At 71.9% G+C, this 25,461-nt stretch carries 30 protein-coding genes; 20 read left to right on the forward strand and 10 right to left on the reverse strand.

Annotated elements, in window-relative coordinates; translation table 11 throughout:
- Positions 1–2 precede the first annotated feature (2 nt).
- The 7 genes from ACFPM7_RS10705 to ACFPM7_RS10735 all read right to left on the reverse strand — a co-directional run bounded on the left by ACFPM7_RS10705 (position 3) and on the right by ACFPM7_RS10735 (position 5,962).
- Positions 3–1,031, reverse strand: coding sequence for an ABC transporter substrate-binding protein (locus tag ACFPM7_RS10705; protein ID WP_378246583.1), 1,029 nt, complete (start codon positions 1,029–1,031; stop codon positions 3–5).
- On the reverse strand, positions 1,031–2,317 hold the full coding sequence (locus ACFPM7_RS10710; RefSeq protein WP_378246585.1) for a sulfate adenylyltransferase subunit 1: 1,287 nt from the start codon (positions 2,315–2,317) through the stop codon (positions 1,031–1,033). Before ACFPM7_RS10710 ends, ACFPM7_RS10705 begins: the two co-directional genes overlap by 1 nt.
- Positions 2,317–3,237: a sulfate adenylyltransferase subunit CysD gene (gene cysD, locus ACFPM7_RS10715; protein ID WP_378246587.1), complete on the reverse strand. Its 921-nt coding sequence runs from the start codon at positions 3,235–3,237 to the stop codon at positions 2,317–2,319. Before cysD ends, ACFPM7_RS10710 begins: the two co-directional genes overlap by 1 nt.
- A 12-nt stretch (positions 3,238–3,249) precedes the next feature.
- On the reverse strand, positions 3,250–3,945 hold the full coding sequence (locus ACFPM7_RS10720; RefSeq protein ID WP_378246589.1) for a phosphoadenylyl-sulfate reductase: 696 nt from the start codon (positions 3,943–3,945) through the stop codon (positions 3,250–3,252).
- On the reverse strand, positions 3,942–4,103 hold the full coding sequence (locus ACFPM7_RS10725) for an Insertion element protein (protein ID WP_378246591.1): 162 nt from the start codon (positions 4,101–4,103) through the stop codon (positions 3,942–3,944). Before ACFPM7_RS10725 ends, ACFPM7_RS10720 begins: the two co-directional genes overlap by 4 nt.
- A complete protein-coding gene (locus ACFPM7_RS10730) occupies positions 4,100–5,782 on the reverse strand; it encodes a nitrite/sulfite reductase (protein WP_378246593.1) in 1,683 nt (560 codons plus the stop codon). Before ACFPM7_RS10730 ends, ACFPM7_RS10725 begins: the two co-directional genes overlap by 4 nt.
- Positions 5,783–5,878: 96 nt before the next feature.
- Positions 5,879–5,962, reverse strand: coding sequence for a putative leader peptide (locus ACFPM7_RS10735; RefSeq protein WP_378247215.1), 84 nt, complete (start codon positions 5,960–5,962; stop codon positions 5,879–5,881).
- Between the two features lie 190 nt (positions 5,963–6,152).
- Here ACFPM7_RS10735 and hemW point away from each other — a divergent pair, with 190 nt between their 5' ends.
- Positions 6,153–7,367, forward strand: a complete 1,215-nt coding sequence (hemW, locus tag ACFPM7_RS10740) for a radical SAM family heme chaperone HemW (protein ID WP_378247217.1) — start codon at positions 6,153–6,155, stop codon at positions 7,365–7,367.
- A gap of 4 nt (positions 7,368–7,371) precedes the next feature.
- On the opposite strand, the gene ACFPM7_RS10745 is transcribed toward hemW, so the two are convergent.
- A complete protein-coding gene (locus tag ACFPM7_RS10745; protein ID WP_378246595.1) occupies positions 7,372–7,977 on the reverse strand; it encodes a TetR/AcrR family transcriptional regulator in 606 nt (201 codons plus the stop codon).
- A gap of 54 nt (positions 7,978–8,031) precedes the next feature.
- On the opposite strand from ACFPM7_RS10745, the gene ACFPM7_RS10750 reads away from it, so the two are divergent.
- On the forward strand, positions 8,032–9,234 hold the full coding sequence (locus ACFPM7_RS10750; RefSeq protein WP_378246597.1) for a cytochrome P450: 1,203 nt from the start codon (positions 8,032–8,034) through the stop codon (positions 9,232–9,234).
- A 104-nt stretch (positions 9,235–9,338) separates the two neighbouring features.
- Positions 9,339–9,755, forward strand: coding sequence for a hypothetical protein (locus ACFPM7_RS10755; protein ID WP_378246599.1), 417 nt, complete (start codon positions 9,339–9,341; stop codon positions 9,753–9,755).
- Here ACFPM7_RS10755 and ACFPM7_RS10760 read toward each other — a convergent pair.
- The gene (locus ACFPM7_RS10760) at positions 9,710–10,594 is read right to left on the reverse strand and encodes a bile acid:sodium symporter family protein (RefSeq protein ID WP_378246601.1); all 885 of its coding nucleotides are present in this window, start codon (positions 10,592–10,594) and stop codon (positions 9,710–9,712) included. The two genes, ACFPM7_RS10755 and ACFPM7_RS10760, sit on opposite strands and share 46 nt — an antisense overlap.
- 181 nt (positions 10,595–10,775) lie before the next feature.
- On the opposite strand from ACFPM7_RS10760, the gene hrcA reads away from it, so the two are divergent.
- The 17 genes from hrcA (at position 10,776) to ACFPM7_RS10845 (ending at position 23,949) form a co-directional block, all read left to right on the forward strand.
- Entirely contained in the window at positions 10,776–11,801 is a 1,026-nt protein-coding gene (gene hrcA / locus ACFPM7_RS10765; RefSeq protein ID WP_378246603.1) for a heat-inducible transcriptional repressor HrcA, read from the forward strand.
- 52 nt (positions 11,802–11,853) lie between these two features.
- Positions 11,854–13,011 (forward strand): molecular chaperone DnaJ, encoded by a 1,158-nt coding sequence (dnaJ, locus tag ACFPM7_RS10770; protein ID WP_378246605.1) that lies wholly within the window; start codon positions 11,854–11,856, stop codon positions 13,009–13,011.
- Positions 13,008–13,739: a 16S rRNA (uracil(1498)-N(3))-methyltransferase gene (locus ACFPM7_RS10775; RefSeq protein ID WP_378246607.1), complete on the forward strand. Its 732-nt coding sequence runs from the start codon at positions 13,008–13,010 to the stop codon at positions 13,737–13,739. Before dnaJ ends, ACFPM7_RS10775 begins: the two co-directional genes overlap by 4 nt.
- A 208-nt stretch (positions 13,740–13,947) precedes the next feature.
- Positions 13,948–14,289 (forward strand): histidine triad nucleotide-binding protein, encoded by a 342-nt coding sequence (locus ACFPM7_RS10780; RefSeq protein WP_378246609.1) that lies wholly within the window; start codon positions 13,948–13,950, stop codon positions 14,287–14,289.
- A 98-nt stretch (positions 14,290–14,387) separates the two neighbouring features.
- Complete coding sequence (locus tag ACFPM7_RS10785; protein WP_378246611.1) at positions 14,388–15,437, forward strand: PhoH family protein; 1,050 nt, start codon at positions 14,388–14,390, stop codon at positions 15,435–15,437.
- 34 nt (positions 15,438–15,471) lie between these two features.
- Positions 15,472–16,035 carry an rRNA maturation RNase YbeY gene (gene ybeY, locus ACFPM7_RS10790; RefSeq protein ID WP_378246613.1) on the forward strand — a complete coding sequence of 188 codons (564 nt, stop codon included), beginning with the start codon at positions 15,472–15,474 and terminating at the stop codon, positions 16,033–16,035.
- 12 nt (positions 16,036–16,047) lie between these two features.
- Positions 16,048–17,379 carry a hemolysin family protein gene (locus tag ACFPM7_RS10795; protein ID WP_378246615.1) on the forward strand — a complete coding sequence of 444 codons (1,332 nt, stop codon included), beginning with the start codon at positions 16,048–16,050 and terminating at the stop codon, positions 17,377–17,379.
- Entirely contained in the window at positions 17,372–17,707 is a 336-nt protein-coding gene (locus ACFPM7_RS10800; RefSeq protein ID WP_378246617.1) for a cytidine deaminase, read from the forward strand. Before ACFPM7_RS10795 ends, ACFPM7_RS10800 begins: the two co-directional genes overlap by 8 nt.
- Positions 17,704–18,039 carry a (2Fe-2S) ferredoxin domain-containing protein gene (locus tag ACFPM7_RS10805; protein WP_378246619.1) on the forward strand — a complete coding sequence of 112 codons (336 nt, stop codon included), beginning with the start codon at positions 17,704–17,706 and terminating at the stop codon, positions 18,037–18,039. The genes ACFPM7_RS10800 and ACFPM7_RS10805 overlap by 4 nt, the downstream gene beginning before the upstream one ends.
- Before the next feature lie 4 nt (positions 18,040–18,043).
- Positions 18,044–18,943, forward strand: coding sequence for a GTPase Era (gene era, locus ACFPM7_RS10810; RefSeq protein WP_378246621.1), 900 nt, complete (start codon positions 18,044–18,046; stop codon positions 18,941–18,943).
- The gene (locus ACFPM7_RS10815) at positions 18,943–19,371 is read left to right on the forward strand and encodes a DUF2752 domain-containing protein (protein ID WP_378246623.1); all 429 of its coding nucleotides are present in this window, start codon (positions 18,943–18,945) and stop codon (positions 19,369–19,371) included. The genes era and ACFPM7_RS10815 overlap by 1 nt, the downstream gene beginning before the upstream one ends.
- A 79-nt stretch (positions 19,372–19,450) precedes the next feature.
- Positions 19,451–19,885, forward strand: a complete 435-nt coding sequence (locus ACFPM7_RS10820) for a CD225/dispanin family protein (protein ID WP_378246625.1) — start codon at positions 19,451–19,453, stop codon at positions 19,883–19,885.
- Between the two features lie 37 nt (positions 19,886–19,922).
- Entirely contained in the window at positions 19,923–20,660 is a 738-nt protein-coding gene (recO, locus tag ACFPM7_RS10825; RefSeq protein ID WP_378246627.1) for a DNA repair protein RecO, read from the forward strand.
- A 53-nt stretch (positions 20,661–20,713) separates the two neighbouring features.
- On the forward strand, positions 20,714–21,559 hold the full coding sequence (locus ACFPM7_RS10830; RefSeq protein ID WP_378246629.1) for an isoprenyl transferase: 846 nt from the start codon (positions 20,714–20,716) through the stop codon (positions 21,557–21,559).
- On the forward strand, positions 21,556–21,984 hold the full coding sequence (locus ACFPM7_RS10835; protein ID WP_378246631.1) for a hypothetical protein: 429 nt from the start codon (positions 21,556–21,558) through the stop codon (positions 21,982–21,984). The genes ACFPM7_RS10830 and ACFPM7_RS10835 overlap by 4 nt, the downstream gene beginning before the upstream one ends.
- A gap of 67 nt (positions 21,985–22,051) precedes the next feature.
- A complete protein-coding gene (locus ACFPM7_RS10840) occupies positions 22,052–23,074 on the forward strand; it encodes a permease (RefSeq protein WP_378246633.1) in 1,023 nt (340 codons plus the stop codon).
- A complete protein-coding gene (locus ACFPM7_RS10845) occupies positions 23,071–23,949 on the forward strand; it encodes a TIGR03943 family putative permease subunit (RefSeq protein WP_378246635.1) in 879 nt (292 codons plus the stop codon). Before ACFPM7_RS10840 ends, ACFPM7_RS10845 begins: the two co-directional genes overlap by 4 nt.
- A 66-nt stretch (positions 23,950–24,015) precedes the next feature.
- Here the strand turns inward: ACFPM7_RS10845 and ACFPM7_RS10850 are convergent, their stop codons facing one another.
- Entirely contained in the window at positions 24,016–25,401 is a 1,386-nt protein-coding gene (locus ACFPM7_RS10850; protein WP_378246637.1) for a glycine--tRNA ligase, read from the reverse strand.
- Positions 25,402–25,461: the final 60 nt, after the last annotated feature.

The following is a 25,461-nucleotide window of genomic DNA, read 5'->3' on the forward strand; positions in this document are numbered from 1 at the left end:
GGTCAGTTCGGTGCGGTGGAGCGGTCCTCGGCGAGCACGGCGTCGAGGGCGGTCAGGTCGATGAACCCGGTGAGGTCCATCGGCCGTCGGGTGATGCCCGCGGTGACGGCGTGCTGGGCCAGCGCCGGGAAGGCGGCCCCGATCGGGTCGGTGGTCAGCTCGATGCCCGCGAAGGCCCGGTCGATGACCGGCCCGCTCAGCGGCTTGCCGACCAGCTCGGCCAGCTGGGCGTTCACCGCGGCCTTGGCCTCGGCGGGGTGCTCTCCGGCCCACGCGTCGGCGGCGAGCAGGCCGCGCAGCAGCGCGCGCACCGTCTGCGGGTGCTCGGCGAGGAACCGGGTGCGCACCAGCAGGACCGTGGTCGGGAAGCGCCCACCCGGCCACAGGTCCGCCTCGTCGACGAGCACGCGCGCGCCCGCGTCGAGCACCAGCCGCGACGCCCAGGGCTCGGGCAGCCACGCGGCCTGCACCTCGCCCTGGGTGAACGCGGCGAAGGTCTGCGCCGGGTCGCGGTTGGTCACCTCCACCGCCTCGGCCAGGCCGTTCTCGGCCAGCCACGCCTTGAGCGCGATGTCCTGGGTGTTGCCCAGCGCCGGGGTCACCACGACCCGGCCGGCCAGGTCGGCGGGGGAGTCGATCCCCGGCGCGGTGACCAGCTGCGCGCCGCCGGAGGTCGCGCCCGCCACCAGCCGCACCGCGCGGCCGTCGGAGCGGGCGAAGGCGTTGAGCGCGGGGCCGGAGCCGATGAACCCGGCGTCCAGCGAGCCGCCGAGGAACGCCGAGACCTCGGTCGCGCCGTCGGTGAACTTCGTCGGCACCAGCTCGGTGCCGCCCAGCTCGCCGGCGAAGAAGCCCTTCTCCAGGCCGACCAGCGCCGAGGCGTGCGTGACGTTCGGGAAGTAGCCCAGCCGCAGCTGGGCCGCGGGCCCGAGGTCGGGCACCGGGCCGCGCTCCCACGCCTCGGTGCGCTGGACCCGGGTGCACCCCGAGGCCAGCAGCACCAGCGCGAGGAGCGCGACCACGACGCGCATCAGGCGGGGACCAGGCCGGGCAGGCCCGCGCCGACGAGGCCCGCGGCCAGCGTCGAGCCGTCGGCGGGGTCGATCACCAGGAAGGCGCCCGTGCGGGGCACCTGCGCGTAGTCGTCCAGCGGCAGCGGCTCCGCGGTGCGCAGGCTGACCCGGCCGATCTCGTTCAGCTCCAGCGACTCCGGTGAATCCACAATAGACAAAGTCTGCTCGTCGAACCGGGCGCCCAGCCCGCCGACGAGCGCCTGGACCGTGCGCGTGCCGTGCTTGAGCAGCACCCGCGCACCCGGTCGCAGCGGCTTGTCGCCCAGCCAGGCCAGCGTCGCGTCGAACTCGTCGGCCACCGCCGGGGCCGCGGCCGCCGGGGCGATCAGGTCGCCGCGGGTGATGTCGATGTCGTCGGCCAGCAGCAGCGTCACCGACTGGCCCGCCACCGCCTCCGACAGCGGCCCGTCCGGGGTGTCGATCGCGGTCACCGCCGAGCGGCGGCCCGACGGCAGCACCACGACGTCGTCGCCGGGGCGGACCGTGCCCGCCGCGACTTGGCCCGCGTAGCCGCGGTAGTCGGGGAACTCCGCGGTGTTGGTGCGGATCACGTACTGCACCGGGAAGCGGAACGGCGCGTCGTGCGGGTCCGGCTCGACCGGCACCGTCTCCAGGTGCTCCAGCAGCGTCGGCCCCGAGTACCAGTCGATGTTCGCCGAGCGCTCCACCACGTTGTCGCCCACCAGCGCCGAGACCGGGATCGAGCGGACCGACCCCGCCGGGTAGCCCAGGGCGCGCGCGTGCGCCTCGAACTCCGCGGCGATGGCGGCGAAGACGTCCTCGTCGTAGTCGACCAGGTCGATCTTGTTGACCGCCAGCACCAGCCGGGGCACGGCCAGCAGCGCCAGCACCGCGGCGTGGCGACGGGTCTGCTCGATGACGCCCTTGCGCGCGTCGACCAGCAGGATCGCCAGCTGCGCCGTGGACGCGCCGGTCACGGTGTTGCGCGTGTACTGCACGTGCCCCGGCGTGTCGGCCAGCACGAACGAGCGCGCCGGGGTGGCGAAGTAGCGGTAGGCCACGTCGATGGTGATGCCCTGCTCGCGCTCCGAGCGCAGGCCGTCGACCAGCAGCGACAGGTCCGGCGTCGACAGGCCCTTGTCGACGCTGGCGCGGTGCACCGCGTCGAGCTGGTCGGCCAGCACCGACTTGGTGTCGTAGAGCAGGCGCCCGACCAGCGTCGACTTGCCGTCGTCCACGCTGCCCGCCGTGGCCAGCCGCAGCAGGTCTCGCTGCTCGCCCATCAGAAGTACCCTTCCCGCTTGCGGTCTTCCATGGCCGCCTCGGACAGCCGGTCGTCGGCGCGGGTCGCGCCGCGCTCGGTGAGCCTGCTGGCCGAGACCTCGGCGATCACCGTGGCGATGTCGGAGGCCTCGGACTCCACCGCTCCGGTGCACGAGCCGTCGCCGACCGTGCGGTACCGCACGGTCTTCTCCACCAGCTCCTCGCCCTCGGCCGGGCCGAACCACGGGCCGGGCGTCAGCCACATGCCGTCGCGCTTGAACACCTCGCGGCGGTGCGCGTAGTAGATGTCGGGCAGCTCGATGCGCTCGCGCTCGATGTAGCGCCACACGTCCAGCTCGGTCCAGTTCGACAGCGGGAACACGCGCACGTGCTCACCGGGCTTGTGGCGTCCGTTGTAGAGGTTCCACAGCTCGGGGCGCTGACGGCGCGGCTCCCACTGGCCGAAGGCGTTGCGCAGGCTGAAGATCCGCTCCTTGGCCCGGGCCCGCTCCTCGTCGCGGCGGCCCCCGCCGAAGACGGCGTCGAACTTGTTGCCGGTGATGGCGTCCAGCAGCGGCACCGTCTGCAGCGGGTTGCGGGTACCGTCGGCGCGCTCGGTGAGACGACCGTCATCGATGTAGTCCTGCACGCTGGCCACGTGCAGGCGCAGCCCGTAGCGCTCGACGGTGCGGTCGCGGAACTCGATGACCTCGTCCAGGTTGTGCCCGGTGTCCACGTGCAGCAGCGGGAACGGCACCGGGGCGGGCCAGAACGCCTTGACCGCCAGGTGCAGCAGCACCGTGGAGTCCTTGCCGCCGGAGAACAGGATCACCGGCCGGTCGAACTCGCCCGCGACCTCCCGGAAGATGTGGACGGCCTCGGATTCCAGGCGGTCGAGGGCGTCGGTGGCGACGCCGGTGCGGATGTCGGTGAGTGTCATGTGTGTCCGTCCCTACCCGTGCAGTCCGCACTCGGTCTTGGCCTGGCCCGCCCACCGGCCGCTGCGGGCGTCCTGCCCCGGCAGCGGCTTGGTGGTGCAGGGCGCGCAGCCGATGGACAGGTAGCCCTCGCCGACCAGGGGGTTCTGCAGGATGCCCCGCTCGGTGATGTAGGCGTCGAACTCCTCGTCGGTCCACGGCGCGATCGGGTTGACCTTGACCAGCCCGTTGCGCTCGTCCCACTGCACGATCGGCGTGCCCGCCCGGGTCGGCGCGTCCACCCGGCGCACGCCGGTGACCCACGCGTCGTAGCCTGCCAGCGTCCGCTGCAGCGGCACCACCTTGCGCAGGAAGCAGCAGCGGGTGGGGTCGGTCTTGTTCAGCAGGCCGAACTCGGCCTCCTGCTCGGCCACCGACTGCTCGGCCTCGGCGGTCACGATGCGCGTGCCCGGGTACACCAGCTCCACCGCGTCGCGCACGCCGATCGTCTCGGCGAAGTGGTAGCCGGTCTCCAGGAACAGGATGTCGAAGTCCTTCGCGGCCTGGTAGGCCACGTCGATCAGCACCGCGTCCTGCATGTTCGAGGCCACGATGAACCGGCCGCCGAAGGTGGCCGCCGTCCACGCCAGCGCCTCGGCGGCGCTCGCGTCCGCCAGGTCGCGCCCGGCCTGCTCGGCCAGCGCCCGCAGGTCTTCTGCCGTGCTGGTCATCCGGTCACCTCCGGGGCGCCCGCGTACAGGCCCGCGAACTTCACCGTGAAGACCCGCCTGCACGCCATGCAGGCCCAGGAGCCGTGCGGCTCCTCGTGCGGGCGCAGGTCTTCCTCGCCGCAGAACGGGCAGTGGTAGGGAACGGCGCGCTCGGTCATCGCAGATTGCCCTCGTCCGTGCGCGTGACCCACTGCGCGAATCGCTCGTCGGGCGCGCGCTCGTCCACATAGGCCCGCACGACCCGCTCGACGTAGTCGGGCAGCTCGCTGGCGACCACCTTGTGCCCGCGCAGCTTCTTGCCGAAGCCCGCGTCCAGGCCGAGCCCGCCACCCAGGTGCACCTGGAAGCCCTCGACCTGCCTGCCCTCGTCGTCGGTGACGATCTGGCCCTTGAGCCCGATGTCGGCGGTCTGGATGCGCGCGCAGGAGTTCGGGCAGCCGTTGATGTGCACCGAGATCGGCGCGGTGATGCCGTCGGTGATGTCCTTGAGCCGGGTCTCCAGCTCGGCGACCAGGTTGTGCGCGCGGGCCTTCGTCTCCACGATCGCCAGCTTGCAGAACTCGATGCCGGTGCAGGCCATCACGCCCCGCCGCCACGGCGAGGCGTCCACCTGCAGGCCCTGGGCGGCCAGGTCGGCGCGCAGCGCGTCCACCTCGGCCTCGGGCACGTCCAGCACCACCAGCTTCTGCTGCGGGGTGAAGCGCACCCGCCGCGACCCGGCCCGCTCGGCGGCCTTGGCGATCTCCACCAGGATCGAGCCGGACACCCGGCCCGCGATCGGCGCGGCGCCCACGTAGTAGAGGCCGTCCTTCTGCTTGTGCACGCCGATGTGGTCGACCGGCTGCGCCGGGACCTCGGGCGCGGGGCCGTCGAGCAGCTTGCGGCCCAGGTACTTCTCCTCCATCACCTCGCGGAACTTCGCCGCGCCCCAGTCCTTCACCAGGAACTTGATGCGGGCCCGCGCGCGCAGCCTGCGGTAGCCGTAGTCGCGGAAGACGCTGATCACCGCGCCGTAGACGTCGGCGACCTCTTCCAGCGGCACCCACGCGCCCAGGCGCTGGGCGATCATCGGGTTGGTCGAGAGGCCGCCGCCCACCCACACGTCGAAGCCGGGGCCGTGCTCGGGGTGCACCACGCCGACGAAGGCCACGTCGTGGATCTCGTGGGCGATGTCCGGCAGGCCCGAGACGGCGGACTTGAACTTGCGCGGCAGGTTGGCGAACTCCGGCTTGCCGATGAAGCGGCGCAGGATCTCCTCGATCGCCGGGGTCCCGTCGATGACCTCGTTCACGGCGATGCCCGCCAGCGGGGAGCCGAGGACGACGCGCGGGGAGTCCCCGCACGCCTCCATCGTGGTCATGCCCGCGCCCTCCAGGCGGCGCCAGATCTCCGGCATGTCCTCGATGCGGATCCAGTGGTACTGGATGTTCTGGCGGTCGGTGATGTCGGCGGTGTCGCGGGCGTAGGTCTGCGACAGCTCGCCCAGCACCCGCAGCTGCTCGGTGCTGACGGCGCCGCCGTCGGTGCGCACGCGGAGCATGAAGTACTCGTCGTCGAGCTCCTCGGGCTCCAGCGTGGCCGTGCGGCCGCCGTCGATGCCGGGCTTGCGCTGGGTGTAGAGGCCGTACCAGCGGAACCGGCCGCGCAGGTCGCCGGGATCGATGCTGGCGAAGCCGCCGTGGGCGTAGATGTTCTCGATGCGCGCCCGCACGTTCAGCGGGTTGTCGTCCTTCTTCGAGCGCTCGTTCGGGTTCAGCGGCTCGCGGTACCCGAGCGCCCATTGGCCCTCCCCGCGGCGCGTGCGCTTCGCGGGCGGGGGAGTGGTGGTGGGAGACACCGGTCTGTCCTCCGGGTCGGGGCGCTCGCGCGCTCAGCCACCCGCCAAAGGATCGCGGTCAGCGCGCCACGCCTGCTGAAAATCGAGACGGGAACGTCAAGGACGGCACATCGCGCTGGAAACGCGACGGAAATCCACGTGGCGTCGGGCCACGAGTCGGACTTCGGTCGCTGATGCCATGATTCAAACAGTGCCACGCGTCCAGGGGGTGGTCCACCTCGGCCCGCATGCTGAGACGTGCCTGGTGCCGCTTGCCAACTCCGACCCCGACTGGGATGCCGGGGCGTTCGGGAAGATTGACCGGACATTTGCATCCGGTCAGGGTGGGTGCGAATGTACGGTCAATTACCGGGATGCGACCATATCGGGCGTGCCTTCCGTTCTTCCCGACGGCGATCCGGCCCCATCCGACGGATCACTTCCTGTTAGCGCGCTCACATCGGCGGGGCGGCGCGCATTCGGCATTTACGTCCACGTGCCCTTCTGCGCCACCCGCTGCGGGTACTGCGACTTCAACACCTACACGCCGGGGGAGCTGGGCGGCTCCGCCTCGCCCGCCTCGTGGCTGACCGCCGTCGGCCAGGAGTTGGAGCTGGCGGCGCGGGTGCTGGGGGACGCCCCCGCGGCGTCGACGGTGTTCGTCGGCGGGGGCACGCCGTCGCTGCTGGGGGCCGACGGGCTGGGGGCGGTGCTCGACCTCGTGCGCTCGACGGTCGGGCTGGCCCCGGGGGCCGAGGTGACCACCGAGGCCAACCCGGAGTCGACGTCACCGGAGTTCTTCGCCGCGCTGCGGGCGGCCGGGTACACGCGGGTGTCGCTGGGGATGCAGTCGGCGGCACGGCACGTGCTGAAGGTGCTGGACCGCAACCACACGCCCGGGCGGGCCGTCGCCGCCGCCCGCGAGGCCGCGGCGGCCGGGTTCGAGCACGTCAACCTCGACCTGATCTACGGCACCCCGGGGGAGACCGCCGCCGACCTCGCGCTGTCGCTGGAGTCGGTGCTGGAGTCGGGAGTCGACCACGTCTCGGCCTACGCGCTGATCGTGGAGGACGGGACCGCCCTGGCCCGGCGGGTCCGGCGGGGCGAGCTGCCCATGCCCGACGACGACGTGATGGCCGACCGCTACGAGCAGGTGGACGCGGCGCTGGTGGCCGCCGGGCTGCGCTGGTACGAGGTGTCGAACTGGGCCGCCGACGACGCGGCGCGCTGCCACCACAACCTCCTGTACTGGCGCGGCGACAACTGGTGGGGGATCGGACCGGGCGCGCACAGCCACGTCGGCGGGGTGCGCTGGTGGAACGTGAAGCACCCGGCCCGCTACGCCGGTCTCCTCGCCGAGGGACTGTCCCCCGCGGCCGGGCGCGAGACCCTGACCGACGCGGACCGCAGGACGGAGCGGGTGCTGCTGGAACTGCGCCTCGCCGAGGGGCTGCCGGTCGAGGTCCTCGCCGCCCCGGCCCGGCTGGAGGCGGGCCGCGCCGCCGGTGACGGCCTGCTCGACCCCGGCGCGCTCGCCGGGGGCCGCTGCGTGCTCACCCCCGCCGGTCGCCTGCTGGCCGACGCGGTGGTGCACCGGCTGACCTGAGGCGTCAGGTCGACCGGAGTCCGCCGATCATGCGGGCGATGACGTCGGCGTACTCGGCGCGCAGGCGGGGCTGCTCGTCCGGGGGCGCCTGGGCCAGGGCCAGGCCCGCCGTCCCCAGGACCGTGAAGGTGATCTGGGTGGCCGTCTCCAGGGGGATCGGGTCCAGCAGGCCCTCGGCCACCAGTTCGCCGAGGATGTCGCCGATGTGGGCCAGGGCGTACTTCTGCTCGGCTTCCTGCCAGGCCGCCCAGCCCAGGGCGATGGGGCCTTCGAGCCACACGATGCGGCTGTAGACCGGGTCGACGCACTGGTCGAGGAAGGCCTCCAGCGCCGCCAGCGCGCCCTGCCACGGACCCGGAGCCGACTGGTGCGCGGTGCGGGTGCGGGTGATCGCGGCGATCTCCTGCTCGGTCAGCACGGCCTCGAAGAGGGCCTTCTTGCTGGCGAAGTGGTGGTAGACCGCGCCCCGGGTGGCGTTGATGTCGGCGGCGATGTCCTCCAGGCCCGTGGCGGCGAAGCCGTTCGTGGCGAAGCGGTGGGTGGCTGCGTCCAGGATCGCGGCGCGGGTGGCGTCGGAGTACTGCTCGCGGCGGCTCCTGGGGGCTGACATGCGGTGTACGGTATCCACATACACAGCGTATGTGACCGACACAGGGTAGGCGATATGACCGAGATGGTCCTCTTCAACCCGTTCATGCCCGGCTTCACCGACGACCCGTACCCGCACTACCGCGAGCTGCGCGACACCGCGCCCGTGCACGAGCACCCGCTGGGCTTCTGGTTCCTCAGCCGCCACGACGAGGTCGCGGACCTGCTGCGCGCCGGGCTGTCCGTCGAGCAGCGCCACCTCGCCCCCCACCCGGTCCGCGACCAGATCCGCGCCGCGTCCGGGGACAAGCACCTGCGCAGCGGCGGGCTCTCCATGCTCGACCGCGACCCGCCCGACCACACCCGCCTGCGCAAGCTCGTCACCAAGGTGTTCACCCCGCGCGCCATCGGCGCGCTCAAGCCGCGCATCCAGCAGCTGGTGGACGAGTCCCTCGACCGCCTCGACGGCGGCGGCGACCTGGTCGCCGAGCTGGCCTTCCCGCTGCCCTTCGCGGTGATCAACGAGATGCTGGGCATGCAGCTGGCCGACGCCGACCGCCTGCGCGAGCTCACCGGCACCCTGGTCCGGTCGCTGGAGCCCATCGCCGATCCCGCGCTGGCCGAGCAGATCATGCGCGCCGACCTCGAACTGGCCGAGCTGTGCCGCGCCGCCATCGCCGCCAAGCGCGCGGACCCGGCCGACGACCTGCTGACCGCCCTCATCCGCGCCGAGGAGGACGGCGACGTCCTCGACGACGAGGAACTCGTCGCCCAGGTCATCCTGCTCTATGTGGCCGGCCACGAGACCACCGTCAACCTGATCTCCAACGGCGTCGTCGCGCTGCTCGGCCACCCCGAGCAGCACGCCGCGCTGCGTGCCGAGCCCGGTCTCATCGGCAACGCCGTCGAGGAGTTCCTGCGCTACGACAGCCCCGTGCAGTCCGGCAGGCGCGTCACCACCGAGCCGATCACCGCGGGTGGGCAGGAGATCCCGGCGGGCAGCTTCGTCATCCTCGGCCAGGCCTCGGCCAACCGCGACGAGCGCTTCTGGGGACCCGACGCCGACCAGCTGCGCCTGGACCGCCGTGACGCCCGGCTGCACGTTTCCTTCGGCGCGGGCCCGCACCACTGCCTCGGCGCCGCCCTGGCCCGCATGGAAGGACAGCTGGCCATCGGCGGACTCGTCGCCCGCTACCCGAAGCTCGCCCTCGCGGGCGAGGTCGAGTGGAACGGCCGCATCAACCTGCGCGGCGCGTCGAAGGTGCCGATCTCGGTCTGAACGGCGCACGGCGGATGGGCCGAACGGACCCATCCGCCGTGCGGAGGTATCTAGCGGCGGCCACGCCGCTCTTGCCAGGCACCCACGCCGAGTAGGAGCGCGACATGGTGACGATGCGGGATGTCCGGAGCGTGCTGGACGCCGCCGAGGTCGACTACACCCGAGCGGCTTCCCTCGGCTCGGCCGCCCTGCCGCACCTGGCCGAGCTGGCCACCGGCGACGACACCCTGCTCGCCGCCAAGGCCGTCTACCTGGCCAGCGCCATCGGCGGCGACGGCTCGGCGTCGATCATCACCGAGGCCGCCGAGCGCGGCGACCCCATCCTGCGCGTCGCCGCCGTGGCCGCGCTGCGCAACCTGGAGTCCGGCGGCACGCCCGCACCCCCGGCCGACGACCTGGACGACCTCGACCTCGGCGAGGACTGGGACGACCCCGACGACCCCGACAATCCCGACAGTCCCGACAACCCCGATTACTACGACTGGGAAGCGGGCTCCCGGCTCCGCCCGCCGACCCAGTAGGCCAGGATCGCGGCCGGGATGAACATGATCACCCCGTAGACCGCCGCGGGCACGGCCATCGTCCCGTTGTCGAGCAGCGTCGGCGACAGGGCGATGGTGATCGCCAGCGTCGAGTTGTGGATGCCCACCTCGAAGGACGACGCGATCGCCTGCTTGCGCTCCACCCTCGCCAGCCGCGGAATCCAGTAGCCCAGCCCCAGGCTGATCAGCACCAGGAGCAGCGACACCAGCCCTACCTGGCGCATGTAGTCCACGAAGTTCTCCCGCTCGGCCACGATCGCGCCGATGATCACCGCGGCCAGCACCACCATCGAGGCGATCTTGACCGGCTTGGTCATCCGGTCGGCGAAGTCCGGCCACCGCTTGCGCACCGCCATGCCGAGCACCACCGGGATCAGCACGATGGCGAAGACCTGCAGCATCTTGGCGGGCTGGAGACCGATCGAGGTGTCCGAGCCGAGGAAGCCCGCGATCGACAGGTTCACCACGATCGGCAGCGTGACCACGGCCAGCACCGAGTTGATCGCCGTCAGGGTGATGTTCAGCGCGACGTCGCCGCCTGCCAGGTGGCTGAAGATGTTGGCCGTCGTCCCGCCGGGCGAGGCGGCCAGCAGCATCATGCCCACCGCCAGCAGCGGGTCCAGGTCGAAGACCAGGACCAGGCCGAGGCACACCAGCGGCAGCACCACGATCTGCGTGACGAGCGCCAGCAGCGCCGCCTTGGGCACCTTCGCGACCCTGGTGAAGTCGGCCACGGTCAGGTGCAGGCCGAGGCCGAACATGACGATCGCGAGCGCGACCGGCAGGAACACCGTGGTCAGCGTTGACGAGGCTTCCATCCAGGGCTCCTTCACCCTCGGCAGGCATGAAGATTCGGACAGACCAGACGGCGTGCGCAAGGGCACTCCGGCAATTTGTCGAACCGTGATCAGAGGCCGACTGACCACATCGTCGGCATCGCTCCGTAAACTTGAGTCGGGACCAGCAGGTTTGAGCCGACGACCGACCAGGGAGGTGGCCGTGAGCAGCGCCGACGAGCGCCGGTTCGAGGTCTTGCGCGCCATCGTCGCCGACTACGTCCGCGACAGCGAGCCCGTCGCGTCCAAGGCCATCGTGGAGCGCCACAACCTCGGCGTCTCCAGCGCGACGGTGCGCAACGACATGGCCGCGCTGGAGGAGGACGGCTACATCACCCAGCCGCACACCAGCGCCGGGCGCATCCCCACCGACAAGGGCTACCGCCTCTTCGTGGACCGGCTCAGCGAGGTCAAGCCGCTGTCCTCGGCCGAGCGCAGGGCCATTCGCAGCTTCCTCGACGGCGCCATCGACCTCGACGACGTCATGCGGCGCAGCGTGCGGCTGCTCGCCCAGCTCACCCGCCAGGTCGCGGTCATCCAGTACCCGACGCTGACCACCTCCACGGTGCGCCACGTCGAGGTCGTCGGCATCACCCCGGCCCGGCTGATGCTCGTCCTGATCACCGACACCGGCCGCGTCGACCAGCGCATGGTCGACCTGGGCGACGTCGTCACCGACGAGTCCGTCGCCCGGCTGCGCGCCATGCTCAACACCGCGCTCACCGGCAGGCGCCTGACCGAGGCCGCTGCCAAGGTCGCCGAGCTGCCCGAGACCGCGCCCGGCGACCTGCGCGACCACGTGCTCAAGATCAGCACCGTGCTGGTGGAGTCGCTGGTGGAACACCCCGAGGAGCGGCTGGTGCTCGGCGGCACCGCCAACCTCACCCGCAGCGCCACGGACTTCCCGAACTCCCTGCGCCAGGTGCTCGAAGCCCTGGAGGAGCAGGTCGTCGTGCTGAAGCTGCTGGCCGCCGCGGACGACAAGCGCACCATCACCGTGCGCATCGGCGAGGAGAACGAGGCCGAGCAGATGCGCAGCACGTCGGTGGTGTCCATCGGCTACGGCAGGCTCGGCGGGGGACACCTCGGCGGGCTCGGCGTCGTCGGGCCGACACGCATGGACTACCCGACCAACATCGCCGCCGTCCGCGCGGTGGCCAACTACGTCGGAGAGATCCTCAGCCAGTAGGCGGGGGAAGCGATCGAGGGAGCCCTGGGGTTCTCAGGGCAGGAGGAACACGGTGGCGAGGGACTACTACGGCACGCTGGGCGTGCGCCAGGACGCGAGCGCCGACGAGATCAAGCGCGCGTACCGCAAGCTGGCCCGCGAACTGCACCCGGACGTCAACCCCGACGAGGCCGCCCAACAGCGGTTCCGCGAGGTCACCGCCTGCTACGAGGTCCTGTCCGACCCACAGAAGCGCAAGATCGTCGACATGGGCGGCGACCCGCTGTCCAACGGCGCGGCCTCCGGCGGCGGGCGCGACCCGTTCGGCGGGTTCGGCCTCGGCGACATCATGGACGCCTTCTTCGGCGCCGCCGCGGGCGGCGGCGGAGGCCGCGGCCCGCGCAGCCGCGTGCAGCCCGGCTCCGACGCGCTGCTGCGCATCGAGCTGACGCTGGAGGAGTGCAACACCGGCGTCAGCCGTGACATCACCGTCGACACGGCCATCCTGTGCTCGACCTGCCGCGGCTCCGGCTGCGCGGCGGGCACCAGCCCGACCCAGTGCGACACCTGCGGCGGCCGCGGCGAGGTCCAGTCCGTGCAGCGCTCCTTCCTCGGCCAGGTCGTCACCGCCCGCGCCTGCCCGGCCTGCCGCGGCTACGGCGAGATCATCCCCGAGCCGTGCGGCACCTGCATCGGCGAAGGCCGCGTCCGCTCCCGGCGCACCATCACCGCCAAGATCCCGCCCGGCGTCGCCGACGGCATGCGGGTGCGCCTGTCCGGCCAGGGCGAGGTCGGCCCCGGCGGCGGCCCGGCGGGCGACCTGTACGTCGAGGTGCAGGAGCTGCCCCACCACACCTTCGAACGCGCGGGCGCGGACCTGCACTGCACCCTGCGCGTCCCGATGACCACCGCCGCCCTCGGCGCGGTCCTCAAGCTCGACACCCTGGAGGACCAGGTCGAGCTGGAGGTCACCCCCGGCACCCAGGCAGGCACCGAGCTGGTCATGTCCGGCCGCGGCCTGCCCAGGCTGCGCTCCACCGGCCGCGTCGACGGCCGCGGCGACCTGCACGTGCACATCGAGGTCGAGATCCCCACCAAGCTCGACGCCCGGCAGGCCGAGCTGCTGCGCGAACTGGCCACCCTGCGCGGCGAGGAGGAGAGCACGCTGGCCAGCGCCGGCCGTAGCGGTGGCGGGCTGTTCTCCCGCCTGCGCTCCCGGCACCCGCGGTGACCCTGGCGCAGTTCCTCGTGGAGTCGGTCCCGTCCGCCGACTTCACCCTCGACGGCCAGGAAGGCCGCCACGCCGCGGCCGTGCGCAGGCTGCGCGCGGGCGAGCGGCTCCAGGTCAGCGACGGACGCGGCACGGTCGCGCGCTGCGTCGTGGCGGCGGCGGGCAAGGACACCCTCGACCTCACCGTCGAGCGGCGCTGGACCGAGCCCGCCCCCGCCCCCCGCGTCGTCGTCGTGCAGGCGCTGGTCAAGGGCGACCGCGGTGAACTCGCCGTCGAACTCGCCACCGAGGCGGGCGCCGACGAGATCGTCCCGTGGCGCGCCCGGCGCAGCATCGCCAAGTGGGAGACCGGTCCGCGCGGCGACAAGGCCCTCGCCAAGTGGCGCTCCACAGCCCGCGAGGCGGGCAAGCAGTCCCGCCGCGCGTGGCTGCCCGACGTCGCCGACCCGGTGGACCTGGACGGCCTGTCCCAGCGCGTGGGAGCGGCCGCGCTCGCGCTCGTGCTCGAAGCGGGCACGGCCCGCCCGCTCGCCGAGGTCACATTGCCAGGTGAGGGCGACATTCTCCTGGTCGTCGGCCCGGAAGGCGGCATCGACCCGACCGAACTCGACGCCCTGACCAGCGCCGGAGCCACCCCCGTCCGCCTCGGCCCGTCCGTCCTGCGCACCTCGACCGCCGCCGCCGTCGCCCTCGGCGCGATCGGCGCGCTGACACCGCGCTGGCAGTAGGTCCCAATTCGGACATCTCGCGGTGGCGGAACCCTCCGCGGTCGAGTTACGCTTCGCTGACCAGGATCGGCCAAAGGAACCAGTCAGGCCGAACCGGGACGACGACCGCCGGACACCTCCCCCCTCGGTCCGGCGGTGCCGCGCGGGGCGGTGGGACGACCCCCAGGTTCCACCGCCCGCGCGGCCTCTTCCACTAGGTTCTCCAGGCATGAGCGAGTGCCTGTTCTGCCGGATCATCGCCGGCGAGATCCCGTCGACCAAGGTCCACGAGACGGAGACCGTCCTCGCGTTCCGCGACATCAACCCGCAGGCCAAGGTGCACGTGCTGGTCGTCCCCAAGGCCCACCACGAGGACGCCGCTGCCCTCTCGGGCGACCCCCAGCTGCTCGCCGACGTGATCGCCGGCGCCGCCGAGGTCGCGGGCATCGAGGGCATCGCCGAATCCGGCTACCGCCTCGTCTTCAACACCGGCGACGACGCCTGCCGCACCGTCTTCCACGCGCACCTGCACGTCCTCGGTGGTGAACAGCTCGCGGGCTTCGGCCGCTAGCGCGTTTCTCCGGTGCGCGGTGTCGGTGCACAGGTCTAGCATCGACAGGGCCAGAACCGACATCAGCGCGCGGGCGCAGAAGGCAGGATCCAGAGCACGTGACGACCGGTAGCGCACAGGACGACGCCCCCCAGGACGCCGCGCGCGACGCCCAGTCCCGGTTCGCGATCCCGGAAGGGGCCGTGCTGGCCCTGCTCGGTTCCCGCGACGAGAACCTGCGGATCGCCGAGGAACTGCTCGACGCCGACGTCCACGTCCGCGGCAACGAGGTGACCCTCTCGGGCACCCCCGCCGACGTCGCCTTCGCCGAGCGCGTCTTCTCCGAACTGGTGACCCTCGCCGCCCGCGGCCACCAGGTCGGCCCCGACGCGGTCCGCCGCACCGTCGCCATGCTGTCGGCGGGCACGGCCGAGTCCCCCGCCGAGGTCCTGAGCCTGGACATCCTGTCCCGGCGCGGCAAGACGATCCGCCCGAAGACCCTGAACCAGAAGCGCTACGTCGACGCCATCGACGAGAACACCGTCGTCTTCGGCATCGGCCCCGCAGGCACCGGCAAGACCTACCTGGCGATGGCCAAGGCCGTCCAGGCCCTGCAGGCCAAGCAGGTCAACCGCATCATCCTCACCCGCCCCGCCGTCGAAGCGGGCGAACGCCTCGGCTTCCTCCCCGGCACCCTCTTCGAGAAGATCGACCCATACCTGCGCCCCCTCTACGACGCCCTCCACGACATGGTCGACCCGGACTCCATCCCCAGGCTCATGTCCGCGGGCACCATCGAGGTCGCCCCCCTGGCATACATGCGCGGTAGGACGTTGAATGACGCCTTCATCATCCTGGACGAGGCGCAGAACACCACGCCCGAGCAGATGAAGATGTTCCTGACCCGGTTGGGCTTCGGCTCAAAGATCGTCGTCACCGGGGACATCACGCAGGTCGACCTGCCCGGTGGGCAGCGCAGCGGTCTGCGGGTCGTCAAGGACATCCTCGAAGGCATCGATGACGTGCACTTCTCCACCCTGACCAGCGGTGACGTGGTCCGGCACCGGCTGGTCGGCGACATCGTCGACGCCTACGAGCGGTGGACGGACTCCCAGGAGGCGAAGGCCGAGCCCGCCAGGGTCAGGGCGGGGCGCAGGCAGGGGCGCTAGACCCCGGACCCGTCAGACCAGGAACAATGGCCCGGTGAGCATCGAGATTGCGAACGAGTCGGGGGTGGCGGTCGACGAGGCGTCGATCGTCGCCGCGGCGCGGTTCGCGCTGGACCGGATGAACGTGAGCGCGCTGGCCGAGCTGTCCGTGCTGCTGGTGGAGCTGGACGTCATGGCCGACCTGCACGAGCGGTGGATGGACCTGCCCGGTCCCACCGACGTGATGGCCTTCCCGATGGACGAGCTGGACAACGCCCGCCGCCCCGACGCCTCGGACATGGGTCCGGCGCTGCTCGGCGACATCGTCCTGTGCCCGGAGTTCGCCAAGGAGCAGGCCCGCAAGGCCGGGCACAGCCTCGGTGAGGAGCTGCACCTGCTCACCGTGCACGGCGTGCTGCACCTGCTCGGCTACGACCACGCCGAGCCCGCCGAGGAGCGCGAGATGTTCACGCTGCAGAAGCGCATCCTCGCCGACTTCAAGACCGCCACCGCCGACGCCAAGCGGCGCGCGGCGCAGCGGGTCGAGGACGACAAGCTCCTCGGGGCCGTCGGGCTCGCCAAGTCCGACTCCGCCGCATCCGACGACGACCGGCGCTGACGGAGGACTGGGGTGTCTGCGGATTCGGTGGGACTGCTCATCGTCGCCGTGGTGCTGGTGTTGGCCGCCGGGGTGTTCGCCGCGGCCGACGCCGCGCTCTCCACGGTGTCCAAGGCCCGCGTCGACGGCCTGGTCAGGCAGGGCAGGGCGGGCGCCAGGCAGCTCGCCTCGGTGCTCGACGAGCGGCCCCGGCACATCAACCTGCTGCTCCTGCTGCGGCTGAGCTGCGAGCTGGCCGCCACGGTGCTGGTCGCCGCGGTCTGCCTGCGCACCATCGAGCCCGGTCTGGTGGCGGGCCTGATCGCCACCACCGGCATGATCGTCGTCTCCTACGTGCTGGTCGGCGTCGGCCCGCGCACGATCGGCCGCCAGCACCCCTACGGCGTCGGGCTGCTCATGGCCGGGCCGGTGCGGGTCCTCGGCCGGCTGCTCGGGCCGCTGTCGCGGCTGCTGATCCTCATCGGCAACGCGATCACCCCGGGCAAGGGCTTCCGCGAGGGCCCGTTCTCCTCCGAGGTCGAGCTGCGCGAGCTGGTCGACATGGCCGAGGAGCGCGGCGTGGTCGACGCCGACGAGCGGGAGATGATCCACTCGGTGTTCGAGCTGCGCGACACGATCGCCCGCGAGGTGATGGTGCCGCGCACCGAGATGGTGTGGATCGAGCAGACCAAGACCGTCCGCCAGGCGCTGGCCCTGTCGCTGCGCACCGGCTACAGCAGGCTGCCGGTCATCGGCGAGAGCGTGGACGACATCGTCGGCACGGTGACCCTCAAGGGCCTGGTGCGCGCCTGGATGGAGCCGGGCGCGGAGAACCGCACGGTGGTCGAGCTGATGCACCCCGCGGTGTTCGTCCCCGACACCAAGCGGGTCGACGACCTGCTGCGCGAGATGCAGCAGTCGAAGAACCACCTGGCCATCGCGGTGGACGAGTACGGCGGCACCGCGGGCCTGCTGACCATCGAGGACATCCTGGAGGAGATCGTCGGCGAGATCACCGACGAGTCCGACACCGACGACCGGCCCCCGGTGGAGCACCTGGAGGACGGCGCCGTGCGGGTCAGCTCCCGGCTGCCGGTGGAGGACCTCGGCTCGCTGTTCGGCCTGGTGCTGGAGGACCCGGACGTGGAGACCGTCGGCGGGCTGCTGGCCCAGCGGCTGGGACGTGTGCCACTCCCCGGCGCGGAGGCGGAGATCACCGGGCTACGGTTCCGTGCGGAAGGCGGCAAGGACAACCGCGGCCGGGTGCGCATCACCTCGGTGGTCGTCCGCCGCGCGGAGAGCGACGAGCCGGTCGAGGAGCAGCTCGACAAGGCCGTGGACGAGAGGAGCGGTGACCGTGGCTGAGCTGGACCCGGAGGACGCCAAGATCGTCACCCTGGCGCGGTCGAGCCGGGCGCGCACCGGGGCCGCCGAGGGCGCCGCGGTCCGCGACACCGACGGCCGCACCTACGCCGCTTCCACCGTCGAGCTGCCCTCGCTGAAGCTGACCGCGCTGCAGGCCGCCGTGGCCGCCGCGGTCTCCAGCGGCGCGCCCGGCCTGGAGGCCGCCGCCGTGGTCACCGCCGCCGACACCGTGGACGCCGACTCCGTCGCCGCGGTGCGCGACCTGGCCCCGGACGCGCCGGTGCTGCGCGCCGACGCCTCCGGCACGGTGCTCGACACCCTCACGTGAGGGTCACCGTCTGCCGGGACTGCTGCTGCGGGTCGGTGCGCAAGCACCCCGAGGTCGACCACGGCGCCCAGGTCGCGCGGCTGCGCGCGATCGGCGAGAAGGTCGGCGCGACGGTGCGGCTGGCCGAGTGCCTGGACACCTGCGAGACCTCCAACGTGGTCGTCGTGCAGGCGCCCGGCGCCAAGCCGGTGTGGCTGGGCTGGGTGCTCTCCGACGCGGTCCTCGACGACATCGAGGCGTGGCTGACCTCGGGCGGGCCGGGAGTCGCGCCGCTGCCGGACGTCCTGGAGCTGCACCGCATCACCGCCCCGGGGCAGCGCGGGGCACAATAGCCCGGTGAGTGACACGCACCGGTCCGGGTTCGCCTGCTTCGTGGGGCGGCCCAACGCGGGCAAGTCCACGCTGACCAACTCCCTCGTCGGCGGCAAGGTCGCCATCACCTCCAGCAAGCCGCAGACCACCCGGCACGCGATCCGCGGGATCGTGCACCGCGCGGACGCGCAGCTGGTGCTGGTGGACACCCCCGGCCTGCACCGCCCCAGGACGCTGCTGGGCGAGCGGCTCAACGACGTCGTCCGCCAGACGTGGTCCGAAGTGGACGTCGTCGGCTTCTGCGCGCCCGCCGACCAGAAGGTCGGTCCCGGCGACAAGTTCATCCTCGGCGAGCTGGTCAAGGTGGCCCGCAAGACGCCGGTGGTCGGGATCGTCACCAAGACCGACCTGGTGCCGCCGGAGCGGGTGGCCGAGCAGCTGCTCGCCCTGCAGGAGGCCTTCGACTTCGCCGAGCTGGTCCCGGTGTCGGCCAAGGACGGCTACCAGGTGGGCACGCTGGCCGACCTGCTGGTCGCGCGCCTGCCCGAGGGCCCGGCGCTGTACCCGGGCGGCGAGCTGACCGACGAGCCCGAGATGGTGCTGGTCGGCGAGCTGATCAGGGAGGCGGCGCTGGAGGGGGTGCGCGACGAGCTGCCGCACTCGATCGCCGTCACCGTCGAGGAGATGGTGCCCCGCGAGGGTCGTGACGACCTGCTGGACGTGCACGCGTTCGTCTTCGTGGAGCGGCCCAGCCAGAAGGGCATCATCCTCGGCCACCGCGGCGAGCGGCTCAAGCAGGTGGGCACGGCGGCGCGGCGGCAGATCGAGTCGCTGCTGGGCACCCGCGTCTACCTCGACCTGCACGTGAAGGTCGCCAAGGACTGGCAGCGCGACCCGCGCCAGCTGCGCAGGCTCGGCTTCTGATGGTCTTCATGCCCCGGCGGTCGCCGGGGCGGGCGCTGGGTCCGCCGCTGGCCATCGGCGCGCTCGCGGTCGGGGTGTGCGCCGCGGTGCTGGCCGATGACCCCACGACCCCCGGCGGCTGGCTGCCGACGTGCCCGACGAAGTCGCTGGCGGGGCTGTGCTGCCCGGGGTGCGGCGGCATGCGGATGCTCTACAGCCTGCTGCACGGCGACCTCTGGGCGGCTCTGCGCTACAACGCGGTGTCGCTGGTCTTCATCGGCCTGTTCGCCTGGGCCGTCGTCGCGTGGGCGGTGGGCAGGCTGCGCGGGCGCCATGTGCGCACGTGGCTGCACTGGAAATACACCCCGCACGTGGTCATTCCACTTTTGATCTTGTGGTTCGTCGTCCGGAATCTCCCCTTCCCGCCCTTCCTGCACCTCTCCGTGTGAATCCGCCACACGACGGCGGTGGCCACCCGTTATCCTTCGGCGCAGCCATCGCCGATCCGGGTTTCGCAGGGGGACTTTCGTGACCAATCCATACGGTCAGCCGCAGCAGCCGTACGGCCAGCAGCAGCCTTACGGGCAGCAGCCCTATGGGCAGCAGCCTTACGGTCAGCAGCCCTATGGCCAGCCCGGATACGGTCAGCAGCCCGGTTACGGCCAGCCCTACGGGCAGCCGTACGGCCAGCCCGGCTACGGCCAGCCCTACGGTGACATCCACGCCATCCCGGACTACAAGGGCTGGGCGATCGCCAGCTTCTTCATCGGCGGCATCCTCTTCGGAATCCTCGCGCTGATGAAGTCGAACGAGGTCGTCCAGCACAAGATGCGCGGCGACTACCAGATGGCCCTCTCGGCGTCGAACACCACGAAGACGATCTGCCTGATCGGCACCATCCTCGGCGGACTCGGCTGCCTGACAGGCATCATCGTGCTCATCGTGGGGTTGTCCTCGATCTAGCACCGCCCATCCGGACCGGCCCATCTAGACTCGACCGGTGAGCCTCTACCGCGACACCGGAGTGGTGCTGCGCGTGCAGAAGCTCGGCGAGGCCGACCGCATCATCACCCTGCTCACCCAGAAGCACGGCAAGGTCCGCGCCGTGGCCAAGGGCGTGCGCAAGATGACCTCGCGCATCGGTGCGCGCGTCGAGCCGTTCGCGCACGTCGACGCGCAGTTCTACACCGGGCGCACCCTGGACGTGATCACCCAGGTGCAGACGCTGGACGCCTTCGGGGCCTCCATCGCCGCCGACTACCGCCGCTACACCGCGGGCTGCGCCGTCCTGGAGACCGCCGACCGCCTCTCCGCCGAGGAGGGCGAGCCGGTACTGCGGCTCTACCTGCTGGTCGCGGGCGCGCTGCGGGCGCTGGCCGACGGTGCGCGGGACTCCTCGCTGGTGCTCGACGCCTTCCTGCTGCGGGCGCTGGCCTTCGCGGGCTGGGCGCCCGCGATCGCCGAGTGCGCGCGCTGCGGCGAGCCCGGCCCGCACCCGGCGTTCAGCGTGCAGGCGGGCGGCTCGGTGTGCCCGCGCTGCCGCCCCGCGGGCTCGGCCAGCCCGCCGCGCGAGGTGCTGACCCTGATGGACGCGCTCGCGCACGGCACCTGGGACGTGGCCGAGGCGTGCGGCGAGCCGGTGCGCCGCGAGACGTCGGGGCTGGTGGCCGCCCTGTTGCAGTGGCACCTGGAGCGCCAGCTGCGCTCGCTGCCGCTGGTCGAGCGCAAGCGCACCTGAGCCCGGTCGATAGGATCGTCGGCGTTCATCCCCCTGAGTACGGAGGTCCCGCGGTGCTGCGACGGCGCCCGCCCAGCCGGAGCGAGGCGGGCAGGCCGATCCGGCCGCCCGAGCCCCACCCCTCCGGCGCCCGTCCGCCCGCCATCCCGGCCGAGCTGGTGCCCAACCACATCGCCATCGTCATGGACGGCAACGGCCGCTGGGCCAACCAGCGCGGGCTGACCCGCGTCGAGGGCCACAAGCGCGGCGAGGCCCGGGTGGTCGAGGCCGCGATCGGCTGCCTGGAGCTGGGCGTCAAGTGGCTCTCGCTCTACGCGTTCTCCACCGAGAACTGGAAGCGCAGCCCCGAGGAGATCCGCTTCATCATGGGCTTCTCCCGCGACGTCATCCGCCACCGCACCGACGACCTGGACGAGATGGGCGTGCGGATGCACTGGGCGGGCAGGCGCCCGCGGCTGTGGCGCAGCGTCGTCACCGAGCTGGAGGTGGCCGCCGAGCGCACCCGGCCCAACGACAAGCTCCACCTGGCCATGTGCATCAACTACGGCGGTCGCGCCGAGATCGGCGACGCCGCGCGCGAGATCGCCCGGCTCGCCGCCGCTGGCAAGATCAACCCCGACAAGGTCGACGAGCGGACCCTGGCCAAGCACATGTACCAGCCGGACATGCCGGACGTGGACCTGTTCATCCGGCCGTCGGGGGAGCGGCGCACGTCCAACTTCATGCTCTGGCAGTCCGCCTACGCCGAGCTGGTGTTCCAGGACGTGCTCTGGCCGGACTTCGACCGCACCCACCTGTGGGCCGCGGTGACCGAGTACGCCCGCCGCGACCGCCGCTTCGGCGCGGCGCAGGACTCCGACGACGTCGCCGCCCGAATCCAGACCGAGGAAACCCGATGAAGCCAGAGGCCGAGCTGCTCGACCGCGTCCGCGAGGCGCTGGAGCTCTACCACGACGTCACCGCCGACCCGGACGGCTCGCTGTCCTTCCGCCACGGCGAGGTGCCGTGCGCGGTGCAGGCGATGGAGCTGGCCGAGGGCCTGGTCGTGGTCAGCCTGACCTGCGTGGTCGCCTGGGACCTGCCCGACGACCCCGCCCTTGCCGTGTCCGCCGCCGAACGCGCTGGTCAGGGCCTCTTCGGCACGCTCGGCGTCGTGCACACCGAGCGCGGGATGGACGTGACCCTGCGCTACGCCTTCCCCGCGCACGGCCTCGACGTGGCCCCGCTCGGCACGCTGCTGGTCCTGGTCGTGTCGACGGCTTCCCAGTTGCGGACCGACCTGCTGGGAAACACCGGATCGGGCAAACCAGCCGGTCGACGCTAACCGCCGGGGCGTCGCTGCCGGCATCATGCGCCGAAGTCATATATACGCACGCAGTGATGGAGCGCCGATGAGCAGCGAGGTCAGCACCGCCGAACCGCGGGCACCCGAGGAGAAGCCCGCCCGGCGGATCACCTCCTTGGAGATCCTCTGCGGGCTGCTGGTGGTGGCGCTGATCGGCCAGGGCTGGCTGACCTCGTGGCTGGACGTCCCGGCCATCCAGACCGGCGCGACGATCTTCGTGGCGGTCTGCGTGCAGGCCCTGCCGTTCCTGGTGCTCGGCGTGCTGATCAGCGGCGCCATCGCGGCGTTCGTGCCCGCGACGGCGCTCAACCGGCTGCTGCCGAAGAAGCAGGCCATCGCGGTGCCGGTCGCCGGTGTCGCCGGTGTCGCGCTGCCGACCTGCGAGTGCGCCGCCGTCCCGGTGGCGCGCAGGCTGATGCAGCAGGGCGTGCCGACCTCGGTCGCGCTGGCGTTCCTGCTGGCCGCGCCCGCGGTGAACCCGATCGTGCTGGTCGCCACCAACGTGGCGTTCCCGAACAACCCGGAGATGGTGGCCGCCCGGCTGGTCGGCTCGCTGGCCACCGCGATCGTCATGGGCTGGCTGTGGGCGCGCTTCGGCAAGTCCGAGTGGATCATCGAGCGGGCGCTGAAGCGCCTGCCCGACCGCCAGGGCAAGGCCCGCTGGCGGATGTTCTTCGAGACCTCGCGGGCCGACCTGGTCGACGCGGGCGGCTTCCTGGTCCTCGGCGGCCTGACCGCGGCGGTGCTCAACGTGGCGATCCCGCGCTCGTGGGTGGACACCCTGGGCGAGCAGATCGTCGTCGGGATCATCGTCATGGCGGTGCTCGCGGTCCTGCTGGCCCTGTGCAGCGAGGCCGACGCGTTCGTCGCGGCGTCCATCGCGGGCATGCCGCTGCTGCCGAAGCTGGTGTTCCTCGTCGTCGGCCCGGCCATCGACGTCAAGCTGTTCGCCCTGCAGACCGGCACGTTCGGCCGCTCGTTCGCCATGCGGTTCGCACCCGCCACCTTCGTGGTCGCGGTCGCCTGCGCGGTGCTGGCGGGCCTGGTCTTCCTCGGAGGGATCGGATGAGGCGCGAAACCCAGAACATCCTGCTGATCCTGGCGGGCGGCGCGCTGCTCAAGATCAGCTTCTCGGGCGCGTACCTGCAGTACGTCAAGCCCGCGCACCTGCCGTGGCTGGTCGGCGGCGGCGTGGTGATGGTCGCGCTCGCCGTGGTCTCCATCGCCAAGGACCTCATCGGCACCCGCGAGCCCGCCGCGGCGCCTTCCGGCGAGGCGCACGCCGCGCACGTCGCCCAGCCCGCCCAGGTCGCGCAGGTGGCCCAGATCGACCACGACCCCCAGTCCGGCGTCGCCCCGCGCCCCGATCACGGGCCAGACCACGGACCCGACGGCGGGCCCGACGGAGATGTCCACGACGACCACGAGCACAACCACTCCGCGCGCAGCGCGTGGCTGCTGCTTCTGCCGGTCATGGCCATCTTCCTGATCGCCCCGCCGGCCCTGGGCTCGGACTCGGTCATGCGCACCGACAACTCGGCCGCGGCCAGCCGCGCCTCCGGCACCGACGGCTCCTCGCTGTTCCCGCCGCTGCCGCAGGGCGAGGTCATCTCGGTCGCCATGAGCGACTTCGCCGCCCGCGCCGCCTGGGACTCCGGCAACTCGCTGGAGAACCGCACCATCCGGCTGACCGGCTTCATCGTCGTCCAGGGCGACGAGGTCTACCTGGCCCGCCTGTCCATCGCCTGCTGCGCTGCGGACGCGTTCCCGGTCAAGGTCGCCTTGGAGGGCTCGGGCACCGAGGGCCTCAGCAACGACATGTGGGTCGAGGCCGTCGGCCAGGTCCAGATGGGCACCGCGACCAAGGAGACCGACTTCGTCCCGACGTTCACGGTCACCGGCCTCTCGGAGATCCCCGAGCCGGAGAACCCGTACGAGGACTAGGCCCCGCAACGCGAAAGCGCCGTCCGGACCCCGGGGTCCGGACGGCGCTGTCGCGTTGCGGGGGTCTCAGCAGCCAATCAGGCGGGCCGCCAGGTAGGACTCCAGGCTGTCCAGGGAGACGCGCTCCTGGGCCATCGAGTCGCGCTCGCGGACCGTCACCGCGTGGTCGGTGAGGGTGTCGAAGTCGATCGTCACGCAGAACGGCGTGCCGATCTCGTCCTGGCGGCGGTAGCGCCTGCCGATCGCGCTGGCGTCGTCGAAGTCGACGTTCCAGTGCTTGCGCAGCGCGGCGGCGACGTCGCGGGCCTTGGGGGAGAGGTCGGCGTTGCGCGAGAGCGGCAGCACGGCGACCTTCACCGGGGCGAGCCTGCGGTCCAGGCGCAGGACGATGCGCTTGTCCACGCCGCCCTTGGCGTTGGGCACCTCTTCCTCGTGGTAGGCCTCGACCAGGAACGCCATCATCGGACGGCCGACACCCGCGGCGGGCTCGATGACGAACGGGCGGTAGCGGGAGTTGGTGGCCTGGTCGAAGTACGACAGGTCGACGCCGGAGTGGTTGGAGTGCGTCGTCAGGTCGAAGTCGGTCCGGTTGGCGATGCCCTCCAGCTCACCCCACTCCGAGCCGGAGAAGCCGAAGCGGTACTCGATGTCGACGGTGCGCTTGGCGTAGTGCGACAGCTTCTCCTGCGGGTGCTCGTAGATCCGCAGGTTGTCCTTGTCGATGCCCAGGTCGGTGTACCAGCGCGAGCGCTCGTCGATCCAGTACTGGTGCCATTCCTCGTCGGTGCCCGGCTCGACGAAGAACTCCATCTCCATCTGCTCGAACTCGCGCGTGCGGAAGATGAAGTTGCCGGGGGTGATCTCGTTGCGGAACGACTTGCCGATCTGGCCGATGCCGAACGGGGGCTTGCGCCGCGAGGTCGTCTGCACGTTGAGGAAGTTGACGAAGATGCCCTGCGCGGTCTCCGGGCGCAGGTAGTGCAGGCCCTCCTCGGACTCGACCGGGCCGAGGTGGGTCTTGAGCATCATGTTGAACTCGCGCGGCGCGGTGTACTGGCCGCGGGTGCCGCAGTTGGGGCACGGGACGTCGGACAGGTCGTCCTCGGAGGTCTGCTTGCCCGAGCGGGCCGAGTACTCCTCGGCGAGGGTGTCGGCGCGGAAGCGCTTGTGGCAGGAGGTGCACTCGACCAGCGGGTCGTTGAACGCGTTCACGTGGCCGGAGGCCACCCACACCTGCCGCGGCAAAATGACCGAGGAGTCCAGGCCGACGACGTCGTCGCGGCCCTGCACCATGGTCTTCCACCACTGGCGCTTGATGTTGTCCTTCAGCTCGACGCCCAGCGGGCCGTAGTCCCATGCCGACCTGGTGCCGCCGTAGATCTCCCCGCACGGGTACACGAAGCCCCGGCGCTTGCAGAGACTGACCACGGTGTCGATCCGGTCGGCGGGCACTGATCCTCCAGCGGGAGTACTACAAGAAGAGGTCTGCAAGGGTAGCCATGCCGCTCGCGG

The sequence above is a fragment of the Actinokineospora guangxiensis genome (assembly GCF_042657845.1).
In the GTDB taxonomy this organism is placed as follows: Bacteria; Actinomycetota; Actinomycetes; order Mycobacteriales; family Pseudonocardiaceae; genus Actinokineospora; species Actinokineospora guangxiensis.

Coding starts and splice junctions, on each gene's coding strand:
- ACFPM7_RS10760 (WP_378246601.1), bottom strand. CDS start 10,594: ATGGAAGCCTCGTCAACGCTGACCACGGTGTTCCTGCCGGTCGCGCTC.
- ACFPM7_RS10720 (WP_378246589.1), bottom strand. CDS start 3,945: ATGACCAGCACGGCAGAAGACCTGCGGGCGCTGGCCGAGCAGGCCGGG.
- ACFPM7_RS10710 (WP_378246585.1), bottom strand. CDS start 2,317: ATGGGCGAGCAGCGAGACCTGCTGCGGCTGGCCACGGCGGGCAGCGTG.
- cysD (WP_378246587.1), bottom strand. CDS start 3,237: ATGACACTCACCGACATCCGCACCGGCGTCGCCACCGACGCCCTCGAC.
- ACFPM7_RS10780 (WP_378246609.1), top strand. CDS start 13,948: ATGAGCGAGTGCCTGTTCTGCCGGATCATCGCCGGCGAGATCCCGTCG.
- ACFPM7_RS10815 (WP_378246623.1), top strand. CDS start 18,943: ATGGTCTTCATGCCCCGGCGGTCGCCGGGGCGGGCGCTGGGTCCGCCG.
- ACFPM7_RS10725 (WP_378246591.1), bottom strand. CDS start 4,103: ATGACCGAGCGCGCCGTTCCCTACCACTGCCCGTTCTGCGGCGAGGAA.
- ACFPM7_RS10840 (WP_378246633.1), top strand. CDS start 22,052: ATGAGCAGCGAGGTCAGCACCGCCGAACCGCGGGCACCCGAGGAGAAG.
- ACFPM7_RS10835 (WP_378246631.1), top strand. CDS start 21,556: ATGAAGCCAGAGGCCGAGCTGCTCGACCGCGTCCGCGAGGCGCTGGAG.
- ACFPM7_RS10755 (WP_378246599.1), top strand. CDS start 9,339: ATGGTGACGATGCGGGATGTCCGGAGCGTGCTGGACGCCGCCGAGGTC.
- ACFPM7_RS10705 (WP_378246583.1), bottom strand. CDS start 1,031: ATGCGCGTCGTGGTCGCGCTCCTCGCGCTGGTGCTGCTGGCCTCGGGG.
- ACFPM7_RS10735 (WP_378247215.1), bottom strand. CDS start 5,962: ATGGCATCAGCGACCGAAGTCCGACTCGTGGCCCGACGCCACGTGGAT.
- ACFPM7_RS10750 (WP_378246597.1), top strand. CDS start 8,032: ATGACCGAGATGGTCCTCTTCAACCCGTTCATGCCCGGCTTCACCGAC.
- ACFPM7_RS10745 (WP_378246595.1), bottom strand. CDS start 7,977: ATGTCAGCCCCCAGGAGCCGCCGCGAGCAGTACTCCGACGCCACCCGC.
- ACFPM7_RS10845 (WP_378246635.1), top strand. CDS start 23,071: ATGAGGCGCGAAACCCAGAACATCCTGCTGATCCTGGCGGGCGGCGCG.